Origin of the sequence: Paenibacillus polymyxa, assembly GCF_001719045.1 — a bacterium.
GTDB classification, from domain to species: Bacteria; Bacillota; Bacilli; order Paenibacillales; family Paenibacillaceae; genus Paenibacillus; species Paenibacillus polymyxa_B.
In genome coordinates, this window is record NZ_CP015423.1 from 2610753 (window position 1) to 2631541 (window position 20789).

Sequence of the window (20789 nt, forward strand, 5' to 3'; positions counted from 1 at the left end):
ATAAGGGCTAGCTATTAGAAATAGGCCGTATTCCCCTCACCAGGGCGGTCTATTTCTTTTTGTTATACTCTACTTATTTTTCTATACGAACATAACTTCGCAACGCTAAAAAAAGTCCCAGCACAAATATAAAGAAAATACTGATGACCCCTCCAGGAACATACGTGAATGTTCTGCCCATTTGTCCATGGGGAGAAAACAATAACGGCACTGTCCATGGATAAAAGGTATTCCCCGGTGTATTAATCAAAACAAAATTTAAGCACATAACCGTACACATCCCAATAATGGCGGGTACAAATTTTTTCCAGCGAATAGCAAAGAACGTGATGATCGGGATGAGCATAGCGTGCATAAGAATCATCTTAGCGAATATCCCAAGCTGATACATAACAATTTCAAAGGTTAGCGGTCTGGTCGTAATAAACGTACCCAACATCGCAGATAGCACAAATGCTAACAGCAGGCTAACAGCGATGTACATATAGATAACGAGCAGCTTGCTGAAGTAAATCCGAGTTCGGCGAACTGGGTTTGTAAACAGTGCAATATGAGTGTTCTCCTGGTATTCTCTCGCATAGATATAGCAGGTCAAAATGTAATAGCTCATATATCCAGTTATTAAATTAATGGAGGATACCAAATCCATAAAGTATTCATTCCATCCATCACGATCCAAGGAAAGTTTAGGATTTATGGCGTAAGTACTAAAAGTCAAAAATACGGTTGCTATTAAAATAAACACACTTAGAAAAAGAATTTTAGTTCCTTTCAGCTTCAAGCACTCTGCTCTAAACAGGTCAAACATAGTAGCCCTCCTTTCAAAAAATCTTCATTTAGGCTCTTCTCTGATATGTCCATATGGATAAAAACAATCCAAGAAGAAAGATCACGGATAAGCTGAGCCATGCTATTGAAACATTGGTAGGTATAGTCGCATTTCTTTCATTAGGAGATAAGAGATAGGGCACAATCCAAGGGTACCATTCACTTTTGTATATAAAATTTAAAAATATTGCAGTACAAACTACGAGTACAACCACCATGATGCTCTTCCAGCGTATAGCAAAAAAAGAGGCGATTGGGATTAACATCGCATGCATCACACACATTTTAGCAAACACTTGGATTTGGTATACCCAGATAGCCATCGTTAAAGGTCGATCTGTAATGGACATGCCTAATAAGGCAGACAAAAACAGAATGAGAAATAAGGATACAATAATAAATCCATAAATAATGATCAATTTACTGAAATAAAATTTAACCCTGGTGACAGGCGTGGTAAACATAAATAGATGCGTGTTTTCCTGATACTCTCTTGCAAAAATATGACCGGTTAATATGTAGTAACTGATAAATCCGGCTGCAATATTGACCAAGGAAACAATATTTGTAAAATAGTAGTCCCAACCTAGATTATCAATTGAATATCTGTAAAAAATAGCGCTCGTCGCAAATTCCAACAGCACAACAGCCAGCAATATAATATAACTCAACAAGAAGGCTTTAGAGCCTTTAAGTTTAATAAGTTCTGCTCTAATCATGCCGCTCACCCTCTTCTGAAATGAGAGTCAGAAAGTACTCCTCGAGTGTCTGCTTGGAGGTGTGTATCTCATAGACTGAAAACTGATGATCTATTAACTGCTTATTTAACGCAGCTGTATTCTCAATCTGACTATGAATTCTTAGTTGTTGTGGGGATATCACATTAGATTGAAGTTGCTTCATGTGTTCTTGCAGAAATGCTTGCACTGCTTCTGCATCGTCTACCTTTACATCTGTATATTGCTCAAAACCTTCCTCTAATCGGCTCAAACGATCTTCCGCTAACAGTTTTCCATTATGTATAATCCCGATGTGTGTAGCTAACTGCTGAATTTCGCTCAAGATATGACTGGAAATAAGAATCGTTTTTCCTTCTTCCTCGCACAACCGCTTCAATAGCTGACGAATTTCCTTAATTCCAGATGGGTCCAGTCCGTTCGTCGGCTCATCTAATATAAGCAACTCAGGGTCATGAACAAGCGCCCTCGCAATCCCTAATCTTTGCTTCATCCCTAGGGAAAAATCCTTAAACTTTTTTTTGCCGGTATGCTCTAATCCCACCGTGGTTAGGGTACGTTCTATCCTTCCATCGTCCTGCACCCCCATATACATACAGCAAATTCTTAAATTATCGCGTGCACTCAAATTTTCGTATAAACCGGGCGTTTCGATAATTGTACCTATTTTCGAGAAAATAGAAGGATAGTTTTTCTCCAGCCGCTCGCCAAATAAAAAAACCTCCCCACTTGTAGGCTCAATTAGCCTCATTAGCATGCGGATAGTGGTTGTCTTACCAGCTCCATTTTCACCGAGGAAACCGTAGATACTGCCACGCTCCACATGTAAGGATATGTCGTCTACGGCTACAGCCCCCCCAAACTGTTTGCGGAGCTTTTTCGTTTCGATAATATAATCCATTTTTGTACCTCCTAATACAATAATCACCAAACATCATGCATTTATCAGAGTAAAAAAATTAACCATAAATGTAGTTTATTGTATTTTAATTAACATTTCCTATACATAACAAATTGTATTTTACATTTTTGAACGAGATGAATATATGATAAAAAACACTAAAAAATAAATAAAATAAATAAAAAATGATCGTATTATACAAAATATTGTAAAACTTAATTTCCCTTTAGTGATGTATGATTTATATATCTTACATATTCGCACACCGTATAGCTTAATAGAAGGAGGTGATAACGATGTTAAAACAAATTAACGTTATTGCAGGGGTCAAAGAACCTGTACGTGCTTATGGTTGTACGAGAAGCGATTTTTGTTTATTCTGCGATACTAGTGATTACTGCAAAAACTGTGATAGAAATGATCTTTGTATTAAAGGTGATGAATAGAATTTTTGTATCTAATTCCTAAATTAATTACGTCTAACTAACGGGATTAATTTCTTAATCCCGTTTCCACTTTATCATCCCAATATAAAAGCGAGGTCTTTGAAATGGCTAATCTGATTCAGGATAAAAAAGACGAACTCATTCAATTTCACCCTTATAAATTGTTTGAAGTTGACTCAAAAACCTTCTTTTATAACGTTGTTACAAATGCCATATTTGAGATTGACTCATTAATTATCGATATTCTACATAGTAAAGGCAAAAACGAGGAGCATGTTGTTAAGGATTTGGCCAAGCGTTATAAATTATCAAAAATAAGAGAAGCCATCCAAAATATGAAGGAAGCATACATTATTGCCACAGATACTAACATATCAGATGTTGAAAAAATGGGGATACTTGATAACTCGCAAAGAGTCTTCAAATTATCCTCTCTGACCTTATTTATGGTGCAAGAATGTAACCTTAGATGTACTTACTGTTATGGGGAGGAAGGGGAATATAATCAAAAAGGGAAAATGACTTCAGATATTGCTAGATCTGCCGTAGACTTTCTGATCCAACAATCGGGTGAAATAGAGCAATTGAATATCACTTTTTTCGGCGGTGAACCCTTGTTAAATTTCCCTCTCATACAAGAGACGGTGCAGTATGTTCATGAGCAATCCGAAATTCATAATAAGAAATTTTCTTTTTCAATAACTACAAATGGTACACTTATCACTCCTAAAATCAAAAACTTTTTTTACAAACATCATTTTGCGGTGCAGACCAGCATAGATGGTGATGAAAAAACGCATAATTTCAATCGTTTTTTTAAAGGTGGACAAGGATCCTACGATTTACTCTTGAAGCGTACAGAAGACATGAGAAATGATCGTAAAATAGGCGCGCGCGGTACAGTAACTCCTGCAGAGCTTGACCTTTCTAAATCTTTTGATCATTTAGTGAAACTGGGGTTCAGAAAAATATATTTATCTCCAGCACTTTATTCCCTCTCGGACGAGCATTACGATACTTTATCGAAAGAAATGGTTAAACTCGTAGAGCAATTCCGAGAGTTACTGGAACGTGAAGACTATGTTACAGCCAAAAAAATGTCCAATGTCCTTGGCATGCTTAGTAAAATTCATTCCGGCGGTCCTAGAATCCACTTTTGTGGAGCGGGTACGAATGCGGCCGCTGTTGATGTTAGGGGAAATTTGTTCCCTTGCCATCGTTTTGTAGGCGAGGATGAATGCTCTATTGGCAATCTATTTGATGAAGATCCATTGAGCAAACAGTATAATTTCATTGAGAATTCAACAGTAAGAAATAGAACCACCTGTTCAAAGTGTTGGGCCAAAAATCTTTGTGGTGGTGGATGCCATCAAGAGAACTTCGCGGAGAACGGAAATGTCAATCAACCTGTCGGTAAACTTTGCAAAGTAACTAAGAACTTCATTAACGCTACTATAAAATTATACCTCCAACTTACCCAGGAACAAAGAAGCATCCTTTTTGGTTAGTAATAACTACTCGGCATTGTGCCTCTAAGACTTCATATCATTTATTAACAATGCCGATCTAGCTACTCTGATTCTATCTTATCTGGCTTTATCCCTAAATATGGAGGGCCTATTTTATGTTCCAACTAATCAGAAAATACATTAAGCCTTTACTGGCACTACAAATTACTGTACTTTGTATCATTATCATAAATATATTGTTCATGATCTACCAACCTATTTTAATGCAACGGCTGATAGATTCCTATAACACAGAAACACTCTCAGCTAAAGAAATCAGCTATTTAGGTAGCCTTTTTTTATTACTACTAGTTGGTGGAGGATTCACAGGAGCACTGAGAGATTCAGTTATTTTTAAAATCAAAAATTTATTACAGTTCCGGTTGAGGAATGATATATATCAACAAAATTTAAATTTACGAAGCCACCAGCCCACCGGAAAAATTATTTCCTTGCTTTATAATGATGTGGAGGCTCTTACTGGATTGCTAAACCAAGCATTTATAGCTATGTTTACGGACTGTCTGACAATTGTCGCAACCGTTGTTGTTCTCTATTTTATGAATTGGAAACTGGCAACGGTCTCCCTGATCTTTATCCCTATTTACTTTTTCTTATACTACAATTCCAAAAAGAAAGTGTACCAATTAAATGTTGCCTACAAAAAACAATATGAAAATATGACAGAAACCCTTCAGTTAGGTTTGAAACAAAAATGGACTGCAATCAGATTCAACCGTCAAAAATATATTAGTGCCCTATTTTGCAGAGAACAAATACTTTTGGTTCGTATTTTGAAAAAACTTTTTGCGCGAGAACTGCTGCTAGGTATAATCAGTAACTTTTTAAGCGGATTTTCCCCTTTACTTTTGCTAGTTATTGGAGGTTTTTTACTGATTTATGGAGAGATTACTTTAGGTACACTGATTGCTTTCAGTACATATATAGTCAAGTTGCTACAACCGGTATCACGCTTGTCACAATTAAACGTAGGTGTGCAATCAGCGGTAGCTTCAGCTGAAAGGATTCTTAACTTTTTCAATTTAAATGATGTTTGGAACGACACAAAAATTGAGGAATTTATGGGAAATGGAATATACGTAAAAAATGTATCTTTTTCCTATAACAATCTTACTCCTGTTCTTGATGACATCTCGTTTGAAATCAAAAAAAATCAAATGTTAGGTATCGTAGGAGAAAGTGGATCTGGTAAAACGACTATTGTGAAGCTCCTAACCGGAGAAGTCATTCCGACTAAAGGCGAGATCTACTATGGGGATAACAGATTACACGATTTGAATAAAAATTACTTCTATAAAAATATAGCGGTAGTCACACAAGAAGAATTATTAACAACAGGAACCATATTCGATAATATTGCCTTTGGCAATAAAAATGCTACTTTAGATGAAGTTGTTAATATTTCAAAGAAGGTGGGGTTACATGACTATATCTCATCCCTTCCCGAAAAATATAACACTAATATCATTTCTGGAAAATATGACTTATCGGTAGGCCAAAAACAACGTCTGGCTATAGCAAGGGCATTGCTTCACAATGCCCCTGTGCTCATTTTGGATGAGCTGACCTCTGCCCTTGACGCTGAAACTGAATCTCTAATTCTGCACCTTTTAAATGAGCTTAAAGGTAAACGAACTATCATCATTATCGCTCATAAATTCCAAACAGTCATTCATGCGGACCATATATTAGTTGTTCAAAATGGTCAAATTGTAGAACAAGGTAGCCATGCGGATCTAATGTCTTATAGCAGCACTTATTCTAACTCTTATAGGAAACAAAAAGATTTTCTGCAAAATGAAGTGCAGGAGCCATCCTACAAATAAAGACAACCCATAAAACAAAACAGGCACCTGACGAAGCGTACACTTCGTTGCAGGTGCCTTGTTTATATATAAACAACGTGGGATTACTTAGGCCTCAGTAGCCACGTTGATATTGTTCAGGTATGGAAGGCTCCTCGCCCCGCAGCGCCACTGCTGCATGAATCGCCCAATATGGATCGCGCAGCAATCCGCGTCCCACAGCGACCAGATCGGCATCCTCGTTGCCGATAACGGACTGCGCCAAGGCTGGGTCATCCAACGAGCCTACAGCAATCACCGGGATGTTCAGTGCCTCGCGAATTTGGCGTGCGAACGGCACTTGATAGCCCGGATAGTTGCCCGGCTTTCTGGCGCCAGCAGGGCCTTCCCCGCCCGAGCTAACATGGATCACGTCTACGCCTGCAGCCTGATATGCACGGCTCAGCTCAATGGCATGATCCACATCGTACCCACCATCTACGTATTCCACCGCGCTGATGCGTAAGATTAACGGCATACCCGCAGGCATTTGCTTGCGTACAGCCTGAATGACTTCAACGCCGAAACGGGATAAATCCTTACCGTACTCGTCGTCCCGCTTGTTTGTAACTGGCGAATGGAATTGGTGAATCAAGTAACCATGTGCCCCGTGAAGTTCAATCGTATCCACGCCCGCTTGAACTGCACGCCGGGTAGCGTCTGCGAATTTTTGCACCATGCCACGGACTTCCTCCGTCGTAAGCGCGCGTGGCTGTTTATAATTCGCATCCGGGTATGCAATCGCGGAAGGAGCCACTGGCTCAGCTGCATCCTCAGCTTTACGGCCCGCGTGAGCAATCTGGATGCCTACCTTGGACCCGTGCGCATGAATGCCGTCAACCAGCTTCTTATAAGCTGGGATATGCTCGTCTGACCAAAGACCCAGATCATAATCTGTAATCCGTCCATCCGGTTCCACGTCCGTCATTTCTATAATAATCAGGCCCGTACCTCCAATAGCCCGACTCAAATAATGAACATGATGCCAATCATTCGGAATCCCGTCCTTGGCTGTCACCGAGTATTGGCACATCGGGGGCATCACCACACGATTCTTTAATTCCAAATCTTTCAGTGTATACGGTGTAAACAACGAATTCGTCAAAACGTTCATCTCCTTTTTATCTTCGTCACATAAACGAAAAATACGCTTCAAATTACACGGTCTATTAAAAACATAATCGGCATAGTCCAAACGGAATAAAAGAGATTCCCTCCAACGGGGGATCTCTCACATTTGCAACTTGCAGTCATTATGTATGTCGTATGGTGTAGATATATTGCACACAACCTATTATCCACAACTCAATAACTTTTTGCAAGTAAATATTTAAATATTATTAAATATTTTTTTGTCCACCCCCTCTCCGCCTCCTAGCTATAACACAAAAAGACGCCCTTACGGACGCCTCTGCGGAACCAATCTTATTGTGCTGAACCTAATTGCACCCATGCCTTCTCAATCTCTGCAACCGCCTGATCCTTATTCATGTTGCCACTGATATATGCCTGCATCAGCTCGCCAAATTTTTGGTGGAACGTATCCAGCGAGTAGTTCACAGACAGATCGCCGGACTTCGACGTTTTCAAAATGCTTTCCATTTCCTTAGGCATTTCCAGATCAGGAAGCGGTGCATCCTTAATTGGAGGAATCACCTTCGCTACCTGGGAGAACCAGTTCTTACCGTATTCCGAAGTGTACAGCCAGTTGAAAAATTCAATTGTTTCCTTGGATACTTCGGAATCCTTGTTGATACGCAGCGCCTGATCTGCACCGGTAATAATGACCGATTGATCCGCTTTGTCACTCACCGGATATCCCATGATGCCAATTTTGAGATCAGGGTTAATTTTCTTGATTGCTTCCTCATCCCACGCACCTTTACCCGTCATAAATGCAGCTTTTCCGGATGCAAAATCACTTACTTCCGCATTGCTGTCCCGTTCCAGTGGCTTATCTGTGCCATGTTTCACCGTCAAATCAATGAAGTTAAAGAAGTTGTTGTACAGCACTGGGTAGTCCTTGATTTTTGCTTTGCCTGCGATAAAATCACTAACGAGTTGCTTCGGTTCCACGCCTGCATCCTGCGCGGCAGCATCTACATAGTGTTGGAAGATATGCTTCCATACCCACCACTCTTTATATGCATTGGCAAATGGAGTAATGCCCTTCGCCTCTAGCTTGGTGACCGCATCCTGCATTTCTGCAATCGTCTTCGGCGGGGAGGTTACCCCAGCCTTGGTAAGCAAATCCTTATTGTAAATCAGCGTAAACAGGTTCCCTTTTACCGGGAGTCCCAGCACTTTGCCGTCACTGGAGCTCATATTCGCTCGAACAGCATCCGTCATGGCTGCTGCCAGCGGCTCATTGGTCAGATCAGCGCTATAATCCGCATACGTGTCGATGTCGCCTCCTGCCGTCGTTTGGAATACATCCGGTGTACTGCCTGAGGCTATTTTCGACTTCAGAATCGTGTTGTAATCTGCCTGCATGATCTCCAGATTGATCTTCACGTTAGGTTTGACCTTCTTATACTCCTCGATATACGCGTTAAAAGCATCAGTATACTCTGGTGAAGCTGTGAACATGTTTATTGTAACCGTTTTCAAATCTTCTTTGCCGCCAGCACTTTCTTTCGACGCATCCGTGCCGCCGCCGCTTCCACATCCGCTCAACAAACCGACCGTCAAAAGCAAACTGCCGGATAACGCCATCATCTTCTTTAACATGGATACTCCCCCATTTGTTTGTGATCAACGTCCATGCGATCATTCTAAAAAATATACTCCCATTTAAAAAGGCAGATTAGTGAAGCGTTAAGGGTAAAAAAGTGGTTTATTGCAGGCTCACGCGATACTCAGACGGTGACACCTGATAATAATTACGGAAAGCCTTACTGAAATAATTTTTATCTTTGTAGCCGAGCATATCCGAGATTTCCTGTATTTTCAGGTTAGAATCACCCAGCAGCTCCTTCGCCTTGTCCATTCTAACCTTCTGTACATATTCGTGAATACCGTAACCAAACTGCTGTTTGAACAGCTTCATCAGGTATTCCCGACTCAAAAAATAGGTTTCGGCAAAAAACGAAATTTTGATATCCTCAAAATAATAACGGTCGATGTGCCTTTTGATGTCCGTTATGTCAAAGGGCTGGTTCCCCGCTTGAGCATGTTGGACCCCGGCAATGTAAAGCTCCAGCATTCGATTCAATCTCTGACCGTAGTGGACAAAGCTCGTAAAATCAGCAGACAAATCGCTTTCCCCCGCGTGCTCCAGCTCTTCCAAAGCTCCATCTTGATTTAACGCTAACGTAGACGCACCCAACTCAATCGCAGCTTCTCTCAGTAAAAAATGGAACTCGTTCATCATTCGATCCGCATCCTGTAAACGGAAAATAGGGCCTGATGCCAATTGTTTCAGCAGATCGCCCAGCAGTACCTTTGCCCGGTTCGCCTGACCTGTCTGAGCATCCTTTTGGATCGACAACAGTCGCTCCGTCCATGACATTTCCTCTAACGTACCCATTTGCCGTGGCACTGTATGAAGAATGGATTCCCCTTCCAGCTTCAACACATCCGTGCTGTGAATGAGCGTCTTGGCATCCATATAAGCAGACGCTAGCTCCAATACATCTGTGCAGAGCTTACCCAATCCGGCAACTACCACCATGCTGAACAGCCCATGCAGGTTCACCACCGCCTTCTGTGTCACTTGTGCCAATAGTAAGGCCATATGTTCTTCTTGTCCTGGGGCCAAGGTACAGATCGAAACGACCTCACGCTCCCGTCGCGGATGGGAGAAGCTAAAACAACTCAACCGTTCATCCGATGTCTGCGCTAACACATTGGTTACAGCAAAATCCATCAGATCGGCATCGCCATGAAAACGTGTCCTGCGAATCTCATCCCTGTTCAGCAGCCGCAGCACGATCACCCCAAAGCGATTCCCCGGCTGATCCGCTCCGATCAATGGGAGCAACGCCGTATTGGCCTGCCTTTTAAAGCTACCGTCCAAAATGGACAAATATAGCTTCTCTTTCAGTTTCGGCAGTGACATATTCAGCGTAATGTTCTGGCTAATGAACTTGTTTTTGCTTTGCTCTCGGCTTTCCAGAATGTCCACTGCTTTGCGCAGTGCCTGATTCAGATCCTGACGATTGATAGGTTTGAGCAGATAATCCACCACCCGGGATTGAATCGCCTGCCGTGTAAATTCAAAGTCGTTGTAGCCGCTAATGACAATCGTCAGCATATGGGGATATGCCTTTTCGATAGCACGTAGAAATTCGATACCGTTCATTTCCGGCATCTTCATATCTACCATCACCACATCGATGTGATGTTGACCTAACAGTTCCATTCCCAGCCTTCCATTCGTTGCCTCATAAATATGCTCGATGCCCAGATTACCCCAGTCTCCAACAATACGAATGGCTTCGCGTAACGGTTCTTCATCGTCAATAATCAATACGTTATACATGACTGACTCCTCCCCGGGGAATTTGCATTCTCATTTCCGTTCCTGTTTCATCCGTAAGTATGAATAATCCTGCCTGATCTCCATACAAAAGCTTCAAGCGTGTGTTCAGATTTTTCAAGCCAATATGCTCGCTCTCCCGTTCTTCCCATTTTTCGTGGAACGAATCCAGCACCAGTCTCAGCTTGTCCTCTGAAATCCCAGGTCCGTTGTCCCTGACTGCAATTGTGGCATCTGTAGCACCCGATTCGGCTGAAATGACGATCAGAATATCGCTTGATACTTTTTCCAACGCATGCTTGATGGAGTTTTCCACCAACGTCTGTACAGATAATCTCGGAATCGGCAACTCCATCAGCGTTTCCTCCCATACCACCTCGACTCGCAGCCTCGCCCCGAATCTTGCTTTTTGCAGACCTATATACCGTTCAATATGCTTGAGTTCTTCGCGGGCAGCTACGATATCCTTGCCGTTGATGGAATACCGCAACGTTTGGGCCAAAGCATCCACCATATCCGCCATGTCGAACATCTCCCGCTTCAATGCCTGTGTGGATATGGCTTGCAAGGCATTGTACAGAAAATGGGGATTAATTTCAGCCTCCAGCGCCTTGAGTATAGCGTTCTTTTCGACCAGCTTCATGCGATAGCGCTCATTAATAAGTTCTTCGGTTCTTTGGACCATTTCGTTAAAATGCAGCGACAAATAGGCAATCTCGTCATGCCCCTTCACAGGTGCCCTTGCCCCAAAATCTCCAGTGCTAAACCGTTTCATCTGGGTAGACAGCTTATGTAAAGGCCGGGTAATGGCGTTCGAGGTCAGTGTCACTAAAATAATAGACACACCTAAAAATAAAGCCCCGATGACATAGCTCCAATTCCGTGTCGTCGTAGCCGCTTCATAAATTTGGCGGTATGGGATGGGTTTGATGAGCTGCCACCCGTCCTTTTCGCCAGCATCATAAACGACCAAATACTCCTGGTTGCCACTGCTATCTGACCACGTTACTTGCCCGCTTCCTCCCTTGCCGATCTGTGCCAGCACCCCGGAATCACGCATCCGCTCATATAGCGGAAAGCTGTTCACATAAAAGGGAACCCGTTCAGGGCTTATCAGCATCAGTTGGTCCCCTTTGCCCAGTGGAACGTTCTGCATGATTTCATCCACGGCGCTTGTATTGTAATAGAAGGACAACACCGCCTGCGGGTGACGGGATGCAATCGACCTCAGCACTCGATGGTAAGCCATAAAGCTGGCTTGTGGCGCCACATAGCCCATATCAGAGCGGGACCCTGCAAAAGATTGAAATGATTCGTTAGCAGTGCTGGCCATTGCCTCTTTATACCAGGAAAGCTTGGGAATATCCGTGTTTATTCCTTTGCGCACCGTAATGTTGTACGTCTCCCTAGTCACCACATAATATTGATGTCGGTCCGCCACGTACAGATAGATAGCCTCCAGATCATTGCGCGAATAAAACATGCTGCGCAAGTAATTTTCAATGACCATTCGTGAAGCATAGTCCCGATTCTCATTAGCAATCGCGTTCATGATATCGTTATAACGAAGCTGTGGAAGAGCCAACTGCTGCATTCCCTCCAAGTAATCCTCCAAATTCTGATTAACCAGCAGCAGATTATTCGTCGTGCTGGCGATGCTATGGTTAACCGACTCCTTTTCAATCATCTGATAGGAAATAATTGTGAGTGAGCCCACCACCAGAATAATCACCGAGGTAAAAAGAAGAATGAGCTTGTTCACTAATTTTTGCGTGATCCTCCTCCATATGGATCGAAGAATCGTTCCTGCACGCTCTGACATCATGATAACCGCCCCTTTTGAAAGCGTACACATTTTTACCCTCAACTGTTTTCTTAAATCCATTGGTCCGGCCCTAGGGGCTATCCTATACTTTCATTATATCTTAAACAGCTTGGAGCGAAAGAGCGGAAAATGTTGAGAAAAAGAGGTGCGTTATGCTGAAAAAAAGGGGAACTTGGGGCGACAAGGGTAGTAAACTGGAATTCGGTTTATTCACACTGCCCGTAATCTTGTGCATTACGATTGCATTTTATATTCCGTTTTTGATGACGATACGTTATTCCCTGACCAAGTGGAACGGCATATCCAAACATCCGAAATTTGTAGGTCTGGATAACTTCAAGCAAATCCTGCTCGGAGACGCCAACTTTGCACATGCAGCCTGGTTTACCGTCAAATATGCCATTCTGTACATTGTACTGGTGAACGTGCTGGCCATTTTGCTGGCGCTCGTCCTCGACATGAAGCTGAAAAGCTCGGCTTGGCTGCGGGCAGCTTTCTTTATCCCTTATATCCTCAGCCTCGTGATTGTCGGCTTTATATGGAAATTTATCTTCATGCAAGGCTTTGAGTCACTGGGACACAGTACAGGCTGGGGCATCTTCCAGCTAAGCTGGCTGGGTGAGGAAGGGCTCGCGTTTGTTTCCATTTTGGCGGTATCCATCTGGCAATCCATTGGCTTTTACATGGTCATTTATATTGCAGGCTTGCAATCTGTGCCAGAGGATTTAAAAGAAGCTGCCATTGTCGATGGCGCGGGGCCGATTCGGAGATTTTTCAGTATTATTCTACCGATGCTCGCACCTTCCATTACGATCTCAGTCTTCATGGCACTGACCAACTCGATCAAAGTGTTTGACGTCATTTTATCTCTGACCGGCGGTGGGCCAGGTGGTACAACATACAGCATTGCGTATGATATTTACCGGGACACGTTCCAGAACAATCTGTATGGCTACGGAACAGCCAAAGCATTGATTTTATTCGTTGCAGTCCTGATCATTACGATTATTCAATTGTCTATTTTCAAACGCAGGGAGGTTGAAGCCTGATGCAACGCAGCCGTACGGGACGTATTTTGCTAGAAGCGGGCATGATTGTATTATCATTGTTATTTTTGTACCCGCTGTTTCTCGCCATTAACAATTCGTTCAAAAGCTTCGCTGAGGTCATGACCGACGTCATTGCGCTGCCCAAGCAGCTTTCGCTGGATAACTACGTATATGTATGGAAATTCATTGACTATCCACGCCTATTTCTGAATAACACCATTATCACCGTCGTCGGACTGGCAGGTATCGTACTGATATCTTCCATCGCAGCCTACAAGCTGGCAAGAACCAAAAGCAAATGGAGCTCCGTGATTTACATGCTGTGCATTATGCCGATGCTGATCCCGTTTCAGTCCATCATGCTCACTGTCTTGCGACTGGCGAAAGACTTAAATCTGGCAGATAGCACTTGGGGACTTGGCTTGCTGTATTGGGGCTTCGGTGCACCGCTGGCAGTGTTTATCTATCACGGCTTTGTGAAGGGTATTCCGGCTGAGATTGACGAAAGCGCCAAAATCGATGGGGCCTCGGGCTTCCGGCTTTTCTTTTCCGTGATTTTCCCCTTGCTGAAATCAGTCACCGCCACCATTGTCATTATCGACGTGATGTGGATTTGGAACGATTTTCTGCTTCCGTTGCTCATGGTCAATGGCTCACCTAGCACCAAGACGCTGACGCTGGCCGCCTACACCTTTGTCGGACAGTATACGTCAGACTGGCAATATGCCATGACCGCGATGGTAATGGCTGTGCTGCCTTCGATCATCGTATTTATTTTTCTGCAAAAATACATTGTTAAAGGCGTCGTCGCTGGGGCCGTCAAAGGCTGAGTCAAATATTCGAAGTTTATAAAATAAATAGCGCCTTAAGTGAGGAATCCCCCCCTCTTAGGCGCTCTTATATTATTTATGCTTAACCCATTGTGCGCTATCCACCGGCCAAAAAATCACATCCGCACGGCCAACAATATCTTTAATAGAGACAAAGCCAATAGCACGACTATCCCTACTATTATTGCGGTGGTCACCCATCACAAAAATATACCCCTCAGGTACCTTGGAATCGGTTATGGTTCCATTTGGAAAATCAACATTGTTATATAGTTCTCCCTTGGCGTGCGCATCCTGAATAGCTCCCTGAATGTATGACTCCTCTACTTTCTTACCGTTCACATAAAGATTGTCGCCTTGATACTGAATCGTATCTCCAGCCACTCCAATAACACGCTTAATAAAGTCTTTTTGTTCCTTTCTCACATGGAATACAACAACCTCACTCGGCTTGGGATCACGAAAATCGTAAATCACCTTGTTCACGACCACTCGTTCATCTGTCTTGAAATTCGGTTCCATGGACGCTCCCTCAACAATAAATGGCGCAAATAATAGCCAACGTATAATGAACACGAACACAATGGCTACAATAATGGCCTTAAGCCAATCGATCATCTCATTTTTCACTCGTGGCCGCTTTTCCTGCAATTGTTCGACAGTTGAATCCGTCAAATGATTTCCACTCTCCATGCGCTAAACCCACCCTTTCCCACAGTTTTCATTCCTATTATATGTATAATGTTTAAGTATAATCAAATTTTCCCAGTCTGGCAAAACTACATTTTTAGTTGAAACAAAAGTGTGAACTTTTTTTCACAATATCAAAAAAACAGTAAAAAACTGTTGATGCAAACGTTAACATATATTACACTGTGCATATACTTCTTAGAGCGTTTTGGACTAATGGTAGATCAATCTATTCCCCCAGGAGGTGTCCTGTTTTTAGTGGAAAGACAGCATGAGTCACTTTTATAGATGCTATCTTCTTTTAAAATATGAACTCAAATAAGGAGGAAATTACATGTTTAAACGAAATGATCGTCCAAAAACCGGCTTTAACGCTCTAAGACTCGGTGTTTCTTTTGTTTTTGCTTCTTCTTGCCTTATTGGAACCGCTTACGCAGATACGTTATCCAACGACATCCCTTCTTCCGCACTCACAGAAGAGGCAGTTAGTACAACCGACTCAACCACCGTCTCCACAACGTTAGCGGCAGGTGATTTGTATGTAGCGCCAAATGGTAACGTGTCCAATCCGGGTACAATATCCAGTCCTACCACGCTCGAAGCAGCACTTACGCAAATTGCTCCTGGTAAAACCATTTACCTGCGCGGTGGCAACTACACCTACTCCTCAACGGTTACAATTCAGCGTGAAAATAGCGGCAATAACGGCTCACTCAAAGGGTTGGTCGCTTACGGTAGTGAAAAGCCGGTACTTGATTTCTCTGCTCAAGCCTTTGGTTCAGCCAATCGTGGACTTCAGCTTAACGGAGACTTTTGGCTGGTAAAGGGCCTGGAAGTCAAGGGTGCCGGAGATAATGGTATCTATATCGGCGGCAGCAATAACCGAATCGAAAACGTGGAAACTCACCACAACCGGGATACTGGACTTCAGCTTGGACGTTACTCCCCTAACGCTTCCACTAGTGAGTGGCCTTCGAACAATTTGATTTTGAATTCTTACTCTCACGATAACGCTGATCCCGATAATGGTGAGGATGCCGATGGCTTCGCTGCCAAATTGACTGTGGGATCAGGCAATGTGTTTGATAACTGCTTGGCTGCGTACAACGTAGACGATGGCTGGGATTTGTATAGCAAAACCGAAACGGGTCCCATCGGCGAAGTAACCATTTTGAACAGTGTGGCCCACCACAACGGGCAGACCGCAGATGGAACGTCTACCGCGAACAGCGACGGCAATGGCTTTAAGCTGGGTGGAGACAAAATCAAAGTCAACCATATTGTGAAAAACAGTATTGCTTTCCAGAACAAAAAGCACGGCTTCACCTACAATAGCAACCCCGGCAGCATTACGTTGACCAATAATACCTCGTGGGACAATGGACAAAGTAATTTTGCTTTTGACAAGGGTGATCACGTGTTCATTAACAATCTTTCTTTTGAAGGAACAGCAAGTGATAAAACAAGCGGTACAGATCAGGACGACTCTAGCGTTTGGTGGAAAAACAAGAAATCGACGAATGCCAAAGGTCTGGTAGTCAGTGCAGACGACTTTGTTAGCCTCACGCCTTCTATCACTCGAAGTGCAGACGGTTCCATCCAGCTCGGTGATTTCCTTAAGCTGGCCAAAGGAAGCGATCTGATCGGCTCGGGTACTCCGAGCGGAAAAAATATAGGGGCACGTTAAAAGCCCCGCCTAATCAGGACGCCCTGGCCCATCTACCAACTCAGACAATTTTGCATAATATAGCGACCGGTGATTGTCCTCATAACCAGACAAAATATGAGGTGAACAGATCATGGAACGAAGAATCACACTGAAACATACACTCGCCTATGGAAGCGGTAACATGCTAGGAAGTGGCGCACTTGCTATTAGCGGTGCATGGTTAATGTACTTTTATACAACCTTTTGCGGACTGTCTCCCGTTCAGGCCGCGGCCATTTTCTCTGTTGCCAGCATCATAGATGCAGTCAGCAATCCGGTCATGGGCTTTATCAGCGATAACTTTCACCGGACCCGCTTGGGCCGTAAATTCGGCAGACGACGCTTTTTCATCATGATGGGTATCCCGCTGATGCTCGTGTATCCGATGCTTTGGGTAGATGGGTTGGGCTTCTGGTATTACCTGAGTACGTACGTGCTGTTTGAACTGGTGTATACCTCTGTCATGGTGCCGTATGAAGCACTAGCGTCAGAGATGACACGGGACTTCGGCGCACGCTCCAGATTGACTGGATGGAAGGCTATGTTTGGCAAAATTGCCAATTTCGCCGCCGCTTTTATCCCTGGTCGCTTTATTGCCGAGTATGGCAAAGACTCTCCATTGCCTTTCTTTTATACCGGTCTAGTTTTTGCAGCTATTCTGCTGATTGCGATGGCATTCTTGTACAAAAACTCCTGGGAACGACCAAGTGAGGAACTGCAAAAGGAACTGGAAGGTGAAGCTCCGCTTTCCTTTATAGATTCGATGAAAAAGTTGTTTGTTGACATTTCCTCTACCTTCCGAGTCAAGACGTTCCGTCATCATCTCGGGATGTACCTGGGCGGCTTTTCAGCTGAGTGGCTGTTTACTTCTGCTTTTACGTACTTTATTGTCTTCTCCTTGTTCCAAAGCTCGGAGATGGTATCCAATTTGAACAGCTTTAACTCTGTCATTCAATTGATTTCTACCTATTTCTTCATCCAATTCTGCGTGCGTAAAGGGTTCCGTATGCCTTTCATCGCCGCACTCGTCGTCGTTTGCTTTAGCGTAGCAGGTTATGGCCTGCTCTATATAACGGGAGCCTCGAATACGATGGTATGGCTATATGTCATCACCCTGTTCATGGGGCTTGGTACTGGGGGCGTCTACTACATCCCTTGGAATCAATACACGTTCCTTGCCGATGTGGATGAAGCGTTGACCGGCCGTCGCCGGGAAGGTATTTATGCAGGTATGATGACTTTTGCCGGAAAAATGGTGCGGGCCGTTGTCGTCTTCATTCTCGGCTGGGTGTTACAGCATTTTGGCTTTGTATCCGGGGCTGATAGTCAGCCCGTCGCTGCTCAGCACGCCATCTTTTATGTACTCGTGGTTGGTACTATCGTTCTCGCGATCATCGGTATGATTGCTTCTGTCGTGATGAAGCTGGATATTGACAGCCACAAGAAGCTAATCGCCGAAATTGACCGCCTCAAAAACGGTGGCTCCATGAAATCAGCCAAACCGGAAGCTCGGAAGGTATTCGAGGAACTGACAGGCTTCCATTACGATCGGTGCTGGGGTAACAATAACGTGGGCTTCAAGAACAAACCCGCTGACCCTAAGACACACACTCCATCTATGTAACAACAATAACAATTACAGATTAAACATTTACTAAAGAGGTGACTGTATCATGGCAAATCCAACATCACAACCAACCACCAGTCCTACAAAAACAATTTCTTGGGCTGTACGTATGAGCGATTCCGTTCTGCAACGGAGCCCGGAATTTTATGAAAAATGGGAATATGACCACGGTGTCATTTACAGAGGTCTGGAATGGGTTGGCGAACTGACAGGCGATCCCAAGTACATGGAATTTATAAAAAAACATATGGACCATTTTGTTGACGAAAATGGCGTAATTCAGCGCTATAAAGTAGATGAGTACAATATTGACCACGTGAATAACGGCAAGCTGCTCTTCTCGCTGTATCGTGCCACAGGAGATGAACGATACAAAAAGGCAGCCTACCAATTACGCAGTCAGCTGGAAAAACACCCACGCACAAGCGAGGGCGCATTCTGGCATAAGCAAATTTATCCGTATCAAATTTGGCTCGACGGCTTGTACATGGGTGCCCCGTTCTATGCTGAATTCATCCGCGAATTCGGAGATCCGTCAGAGTTTGACGATGTGACCCTGCAATTCAAGCTCTGCTACGAACATACGCGTGATCCTGAAACAGGTCTGCTCTACCATGCTTGGGATGAGAAGGGTGAGCAGCATTGGTGCAACCCGGAAACAGGCTGCTCTAAAAATTTCTGGGGACGCTCGATGGGTTGGTTCGTTATGGCACTCGTTGACGTGCTGGACTATATTCCAGAGGATCATGCAGATCGTCCCGTTCTGATTGATATGCTGACGGAAACACTGGAAGCCCTGCTGAAAGTGCGTGATAAAGAAAGTGGAGTCTTTTATCAAGTGCTCAACCTGGGCCATGTGAAAGGCAACTATCTGGAGGCCTCTGCTTCCTGCATGATTCTCTATGCTATTGCCAAGGGCGTTCGCAAAGGCTATCTGCCAGAGCAATATCGTCAAGAGGCAGAAATCATCCGTAAGGGTATTATCGATGAATTTATCACGATCACTGAAGAAGGACTTGTGAATCTGAACAAAACGGTGCAAGTAAGCGGTTTGGGTGGCAAGGATCGTCGGGACGGTACCTTCGCTTACTATATCAGCGAGCCGATTATAACCAACGACCCCAAAGGTATCGGTGCTTTCATTCAGGCGATGGGTGAAGCAGAGCGCATCTAAAACACCCGAACGATATACCTTATTAGCAAAAAGGACGGTGGCCATCAGCCCCGTCCTTTTCTTATATAAACATATCTTACTTCATAACCTTAAACTCATATCCCTGTTTTTTTAGATATTCTATAATTTGCGGCAAAGCTTTTGCAGTTTCTTCTTTACCATAGGTGTCATGCATGAGTATGATGGCTTTTTCTCGACCTTTCACTGATCTCATAAATTGGTTGATTAGTCCAGGGGCTTTCTTGGATGCTCCCTCTGCATCCTTCGTTAATACATTCCAATCTACCTGGTGATAGTCCTTTTGCAGTAAGACTTTATCCAAAGCAGCCATCCCCTGTGGATCTCTTCTATTCCATGTCATGTGGCCCCCAGGAAACCGGATCATTCTTGTGGTGAATTCTGGCCCCAGAATACTTTTTAACACCTTATTGTTCCTCTCAATTTCCTGCATAACATGGTCCGTGCTTACCCGCCTGTTAGGATATAAATACTTATAATTATGAGAGTACGTGTGGTTTCCTATCGCATGACCCTCTTTAACAATTCTTTTGATAATGTTCCTGGTATGTTCATTTTCATCGGCTTCTTTTCCTACGATAAAAAAGGTTGCCTTGACCTTCTGTTTTTTCAGAATGTCCAATATTTTAGGTGTTACCGTCACGGATGGACCATCATCAAAGGATAAGTAGGCCACTTTTTTACCATCGGCTCCATCGGGCATCTGCCCTAGCATTTGCTGCTTTAAATATTTTTCGACAAAGGCACCATCTTCTACTTCGGGGTCGCTTTTTGGAGAGACCGCTTTACCTTTTGATGAGTCCTTGGATACGGAATCTGTTTTTTTAGCAAGCTCCTGTGTTGGCGCCTGTGTTTTGTTATCTGAGACCTTTATTGCAATGAAAGTAATACAACCTGCCACAAATAATAAAATAGCAATCCAAATGAGCCTTTTTCTGTTCCTCTTCAAGCGGTGCTCCATTGTCCTACTATGTGAATAGCCCTTTTCCATTAGCTTATGTACCTCCATACTAAAATAAGAAAAACCACCGGATCAGGGTTGATATACACACCTTAGAATAGACATTGGAAAACCCCTTAGGTTTAGCCGATGAAAATTTAGG

At 43.5% G+C, this 20789-nt stretch carries 17 protein-coding genes; 8 read left to right on the forward strand and 9 right to left on the reverse strand.

Going from position 1 to position 20789, the window contains the following annotated elements:
- Window positions 1-73 precede the first annotated feature (73 nt).
- From AOU00_RS11635 to AOU00_RS11645, 3 genes are read right to left on the reverse strand one after another with little or no spacing between them, the layout of a single operon-like run.
- A complete protein-coding gene (locus AOU00_RS11635) occupies window positions 74-808 on the reverse strand; it encodes an ABC transporter permease (RefSeq protein WP_069290668.1) in 735 nt (244 codons plus the stop codon).
- 28 nt (window positions 809-836) lie between these two features.
- Window positions 837-1547, reverse strand: coding sequence for an ABC transporter permease (locus AOU00_RS11640; protein WP_069290669.1), 711 nt, complete (start codon window positions 1545-1547; stop codon window positions 837-839).
- Window positions 1540-2466 carry an ABC transporter ATP-binding protein gene (locus AOU00_RS11645; protein WP_061829513.1) on the reverse strand — a complete coding sequence of 309 codons (927 nt, stop codon included), beginning with the start codon at window positions 2464-2466 and terminating at the stop codon, window positions 1540-1542. The genes AOU00_RS11640 and AOU00_RS11645 overlap by 8 nt, the downstream gene beginning before the upstream one ends.
- A gap of 296 nt (window positions 2467-2762) precedes the next feature.
- Here AOU00_RS11645 and papA point away from each other — a divergent pair, with 296 nt between their 5' ends.
- The 3 genes from papA (at window position 2763) to AOU00_RS11655 (ending at window position 6267) form a co-directional block, all read left to right on the forward strand.
- Window positions 2763-2912 carry a freyrasin family ranthipeptide gene (papA, locus tag AOU00_RS26255; RefSeq protein WP_155729687.1) on the forward strand — a complete coding sequence of 50 codons (150 nt, stop codon included), beginning with the start codon at window positions 2763-2765 and terminating at the stop codon, window positions 2910-2912.
- Window positions 2913-3016: 104 nt separating this feature from the next.
- Complete coding sequence (papB, locus tag AOU00_RS11650; RefSeq protein ID WP_061829514.1) at window positions 3017-4420, forward strand: PapB family radical SAM/SPASM ranthipeptide maturase; 1404 nt, start codon at window positions 3017-3019, stop codon at window positions 4418-4420.
- Window positions 4421-4536: 116 nt separating this feature from the next.
- A complete protein-coding gene (locus tag AOU00_RS11655; RefSeq protein ID WP_069290670.1) occupies window positions 4537-6267 on the forward strand; it encodes an ABC transporter ATP-binding protein in 1731 nt (576 codons plus the stop codon).
- A gap of 94 nt (window positions 6268-6361) precedes the next feature.
- On the opposite strand, the gene AOU00_RS11660 is transcribed toward AOU00_RS11655, so the two are convergent.
- The 4 genes from AOU00_RS11660 to AOU00_RS11675 form a co-directional block, all read right to left on the reverse strand.
- Complete coding sequence (locus AOU00_RS11660; protein ID WP_172828285.1) at window positions 6362-7390, reverse strand: NADH:flavin oxidoreductase/NADH oxidase; 1029 nt, start codon at window positions 7388-7390, stop codon at window positions 6362-6364.
- Window positions 7391-7710: 320 nt separating this feature from the next.
- Window positions 7711-9015 (reverse strand): extracellular solute-binding protein, encoded by a 1305-nt coding sequence (locus AOU00_RS11665; protein ID WP_061829516.1) that lies wholly within the window; start codon window positions 9013-9015, stop codon window positions 7711-7713.
- Window positions 9016-9121: 106 nt separating this feature from the next.
- Window positions 9122-10768, reverse strand: a complete 1647-nt coding sequence (locus AOU00_RS11670) for a response regulator (RefSeq protein WP_061829517.1) — start codon at window positions 10766-10768, stop codon at window positions 9122-9124.
- Entirely contained in the window at window positions 10761-12620 is a 1860-nt protein-coding gene (locus AOU00_RS11675) for a sensor histidine kinase (RefSeq protein WP_061829518.1), read from the reverse strand. The genes AOU00_RS11670 and AOU00_RS11675 overlap by 8 nt, the downstream gene beginning before the upstream one ends.
- A gap of 122 nt (window positions 12621-12742) precedes the next feature.
- Between AOU00_RS11675 and AOU00_RS11680 the strand changes: the two genes are divergently transcribed.
- Entirely contained in the window at window positions 12743-13639 is an 897-nt protein-coding gene (locus AOU00_RS11680; RefSeq protein ID WP_013312582.1) for a carbohydrate ABC transporter permease, read from the forward strand.
- Window positions 13639-14469, forward strand: a complete 831-nt coding sequence (locus AOU00_RS11685) for a carbohydrate ABC transporter permease (RefSeq protein WP_013312583.1) — start codon at window positions 13639-13641, stop codon at window positions 14467-14469. The genes AOU00_RS11680 and AOU00_RS11685 overlap by 1 nt, the downstream gene beginning before the upstream one ends.
- 72 nt (window positions 14470-14541) lie before the next feature.
- On the opposite strand, the gene lepB is transcribed toward AOU00_RS11685, so the two are convergent.
- On the reverse strand, window positions 14542-15162 hold the full coding sequence (lepB, locus tag AOU00_RS11690; protein ID WP_061829519.1) for a signal peptidase I: 621 nt from the start codon (window positions 15160-15162) through the stop codon (window positions 14542-14544).
- Between the two features lie 331 nt (window positions 15163-15493).
- Here lepB and AOU00_RS11695 point away from each other — a divergent pair, with 331 nt between their 5' ends.
- The 3 genes from AOU00_RS11695 (at window position 15494) to AOU00_RS11705 (ending at window position 19668) form a co-directional block, all read left to right on the forward strand.
- Complete coding sequence (locus AOU00_RS11695) at window positions 15494-16846, forward strand: right-handed parallel beta-helix repeat-containing protein (RefSeq protein WP_061829520.1); 1353 nt, start codon at window positions 15494-15496, stop codon at window positions 16844-16846.
- Between the two features lie 112 nt (window positions 16847-16958).
- The gene (locus AOU00_RS11700; protein ID WP_061829521.1) at window positions 16959-18491 is read left to right on the forward strand and encodes an MFS transporter; all 1533 of its coding nucleotides are present in this window, start codon (window positions 16959-16961) and stop codon (window positions 18489-18491) included.
- 49 nt (window positions 18492-18540) lie between these two features.
- The gene (locus AOU00_RS11705) at window positions 18541-19668 is read left to right on the forward strand and encodes a glycoside hydrolase family 88/105 protein (protein WP_061829522.1); all 1128 of its coding nucleotides are present in this window, start codon (window positions 18541-18543) and stop codon (window positions 19666-19668) included.
- Window positions 19669-19744: 76 nt separating this feature from the next.
- Here AOU00_RS11705 and AOU00_RS11710 read toward each other — a convergent pair whose 3' ends face one another.
- On the reverse strand, window positions 19745-20677 hold the full coding sequence (locus AOU00_RS11710; RefSeq protein ID WP_061829523.1) for a polysaccharide deacetylase family protein: 933 nt from the start codon (window positions 20675-20677) through the stop codon (window positions 19745-19747).
- Window positions 20678-20789: the final 112 nt, after the last annotated feature.

What these genes read in the sequence shown, in the direction of transcription:
- AOU00_RS11635 (WP_069290668.1), bottom strand. Translation starts at nt 808, where the DNA reads ATGTTTGACCTGTTTAGAGCAGAGTGCTTGAAGCTGAAAGGAACTAAA.
- AOU00_RS11640 (WP_069290669.1), bottom strand. Translation starts at nt 1,547, where the DNA reads ATGATTAGAGCAGAACTTATTAAACTTAAAGGCTCTAAAGCCTTCTTG.
- AOU00_RS11645 (WP_061829513.1), bottom strand. Translation starts at nt 2,466, where the DNA reads ATGGATTATATTATCGAAACGAAAAAGCTCCGCAAACAGTTTGGGGGG.
- papA (WP_155729687.1), top strand. Translation starts at nt 2,763, where the DNA reads ATGTTAAAACAAATTAACGTTATTGCAGGGGTCAAAGAACCTGTACGT.
- papB (WP_061829514.1), top strand. Translation starts at nt 3,017, where the DNA reads ATGGCTAATCTGATTCAGGATAAAAAAGACGAACTCATTCAATTTCAC.
- AOU00_RS11655 (WP_069290670.1), top strand. Translation starts at nt 4,537, where the DNA reads ATGTTCCAACTAATCAGAAAATACATTAAGCCTTTACTGGCACTACAA.
- AOU00_RS11665 (WP_061829516.1), bottom strand. Translation starts at nt 9,015, where the DNA reads ATGTTAAAGAAGATGATGGCGTTATCCGGCAGTTTGCTTTTGACGGTC.
- AOU00_RS11670 (WP_061829517.1), bottom strand. Translation starts at nt 10,768, where the DNA reads ATGTATAACGTATTGATTATTGACGATGAAGAACCGTTACGCGAAGCC.
- AOU00_RS11675 (WP_061829518.1), bottom strand. Translation starts at nt 12,620, where the DNA reads ATGTGTACGCTTTCAAAAGGGGCGGTTATCATGATGTCAGAGCGTGCA.
- AOU00_RS11680 (WP_013312582.1), top strand. Translation starts at nt 12,743, where the DNA reads ATGCTGAAAAAAAGGGGAACTTGGGGCGACAAGGGTAGTAAACTGGAA.
- AOU00_RS11685 (WP_013312583.1), top strand. Translation starts at nt 13,639, where the DNA reads ATGCAACGCAGCCGTACGGGACGTATTTTGCTAGAAGCGGGCATGATT.
- lepB (WP_061829519.1), bottom strand. Translation starts at nt 15,162, where the DNA reads ATGGAGAGTGGAAATCATTTGACGGATTCAACTGTCGAACAATTGCAG.
- AOU00_RS11695 (WP_061829520.1), top strand. Translation starts at nt 15,494, where the DNA reads ATGTTTAAACGAAATGATCGTCCAAAAACCGGCTTTAACGCTCTAAGA.
- AOU00_RS11700 (WP_061829521.1), top strand. Translation starts at nt 16,959, where the DNA reads ATGGAACGAAGAATCACACTGAAACATACACTCGCCTATGGAAGCGGT.
- AOU00_RS11705 (WP_061829522.1), top strand. Translation starts at nt 18,541, where the DNA reads ATGGCAAATCCAACATCACAACCAACCACCAGTCCTACAAAAACAATT.
- AOU00_RS11710 (WP_061829523.1), bottom strand. Translation starts at nt 20,677, where the DNA reads ATGGAAAAGGGCTATTCACATAGTAGGACAATGGAGCACCGCTTGAAG.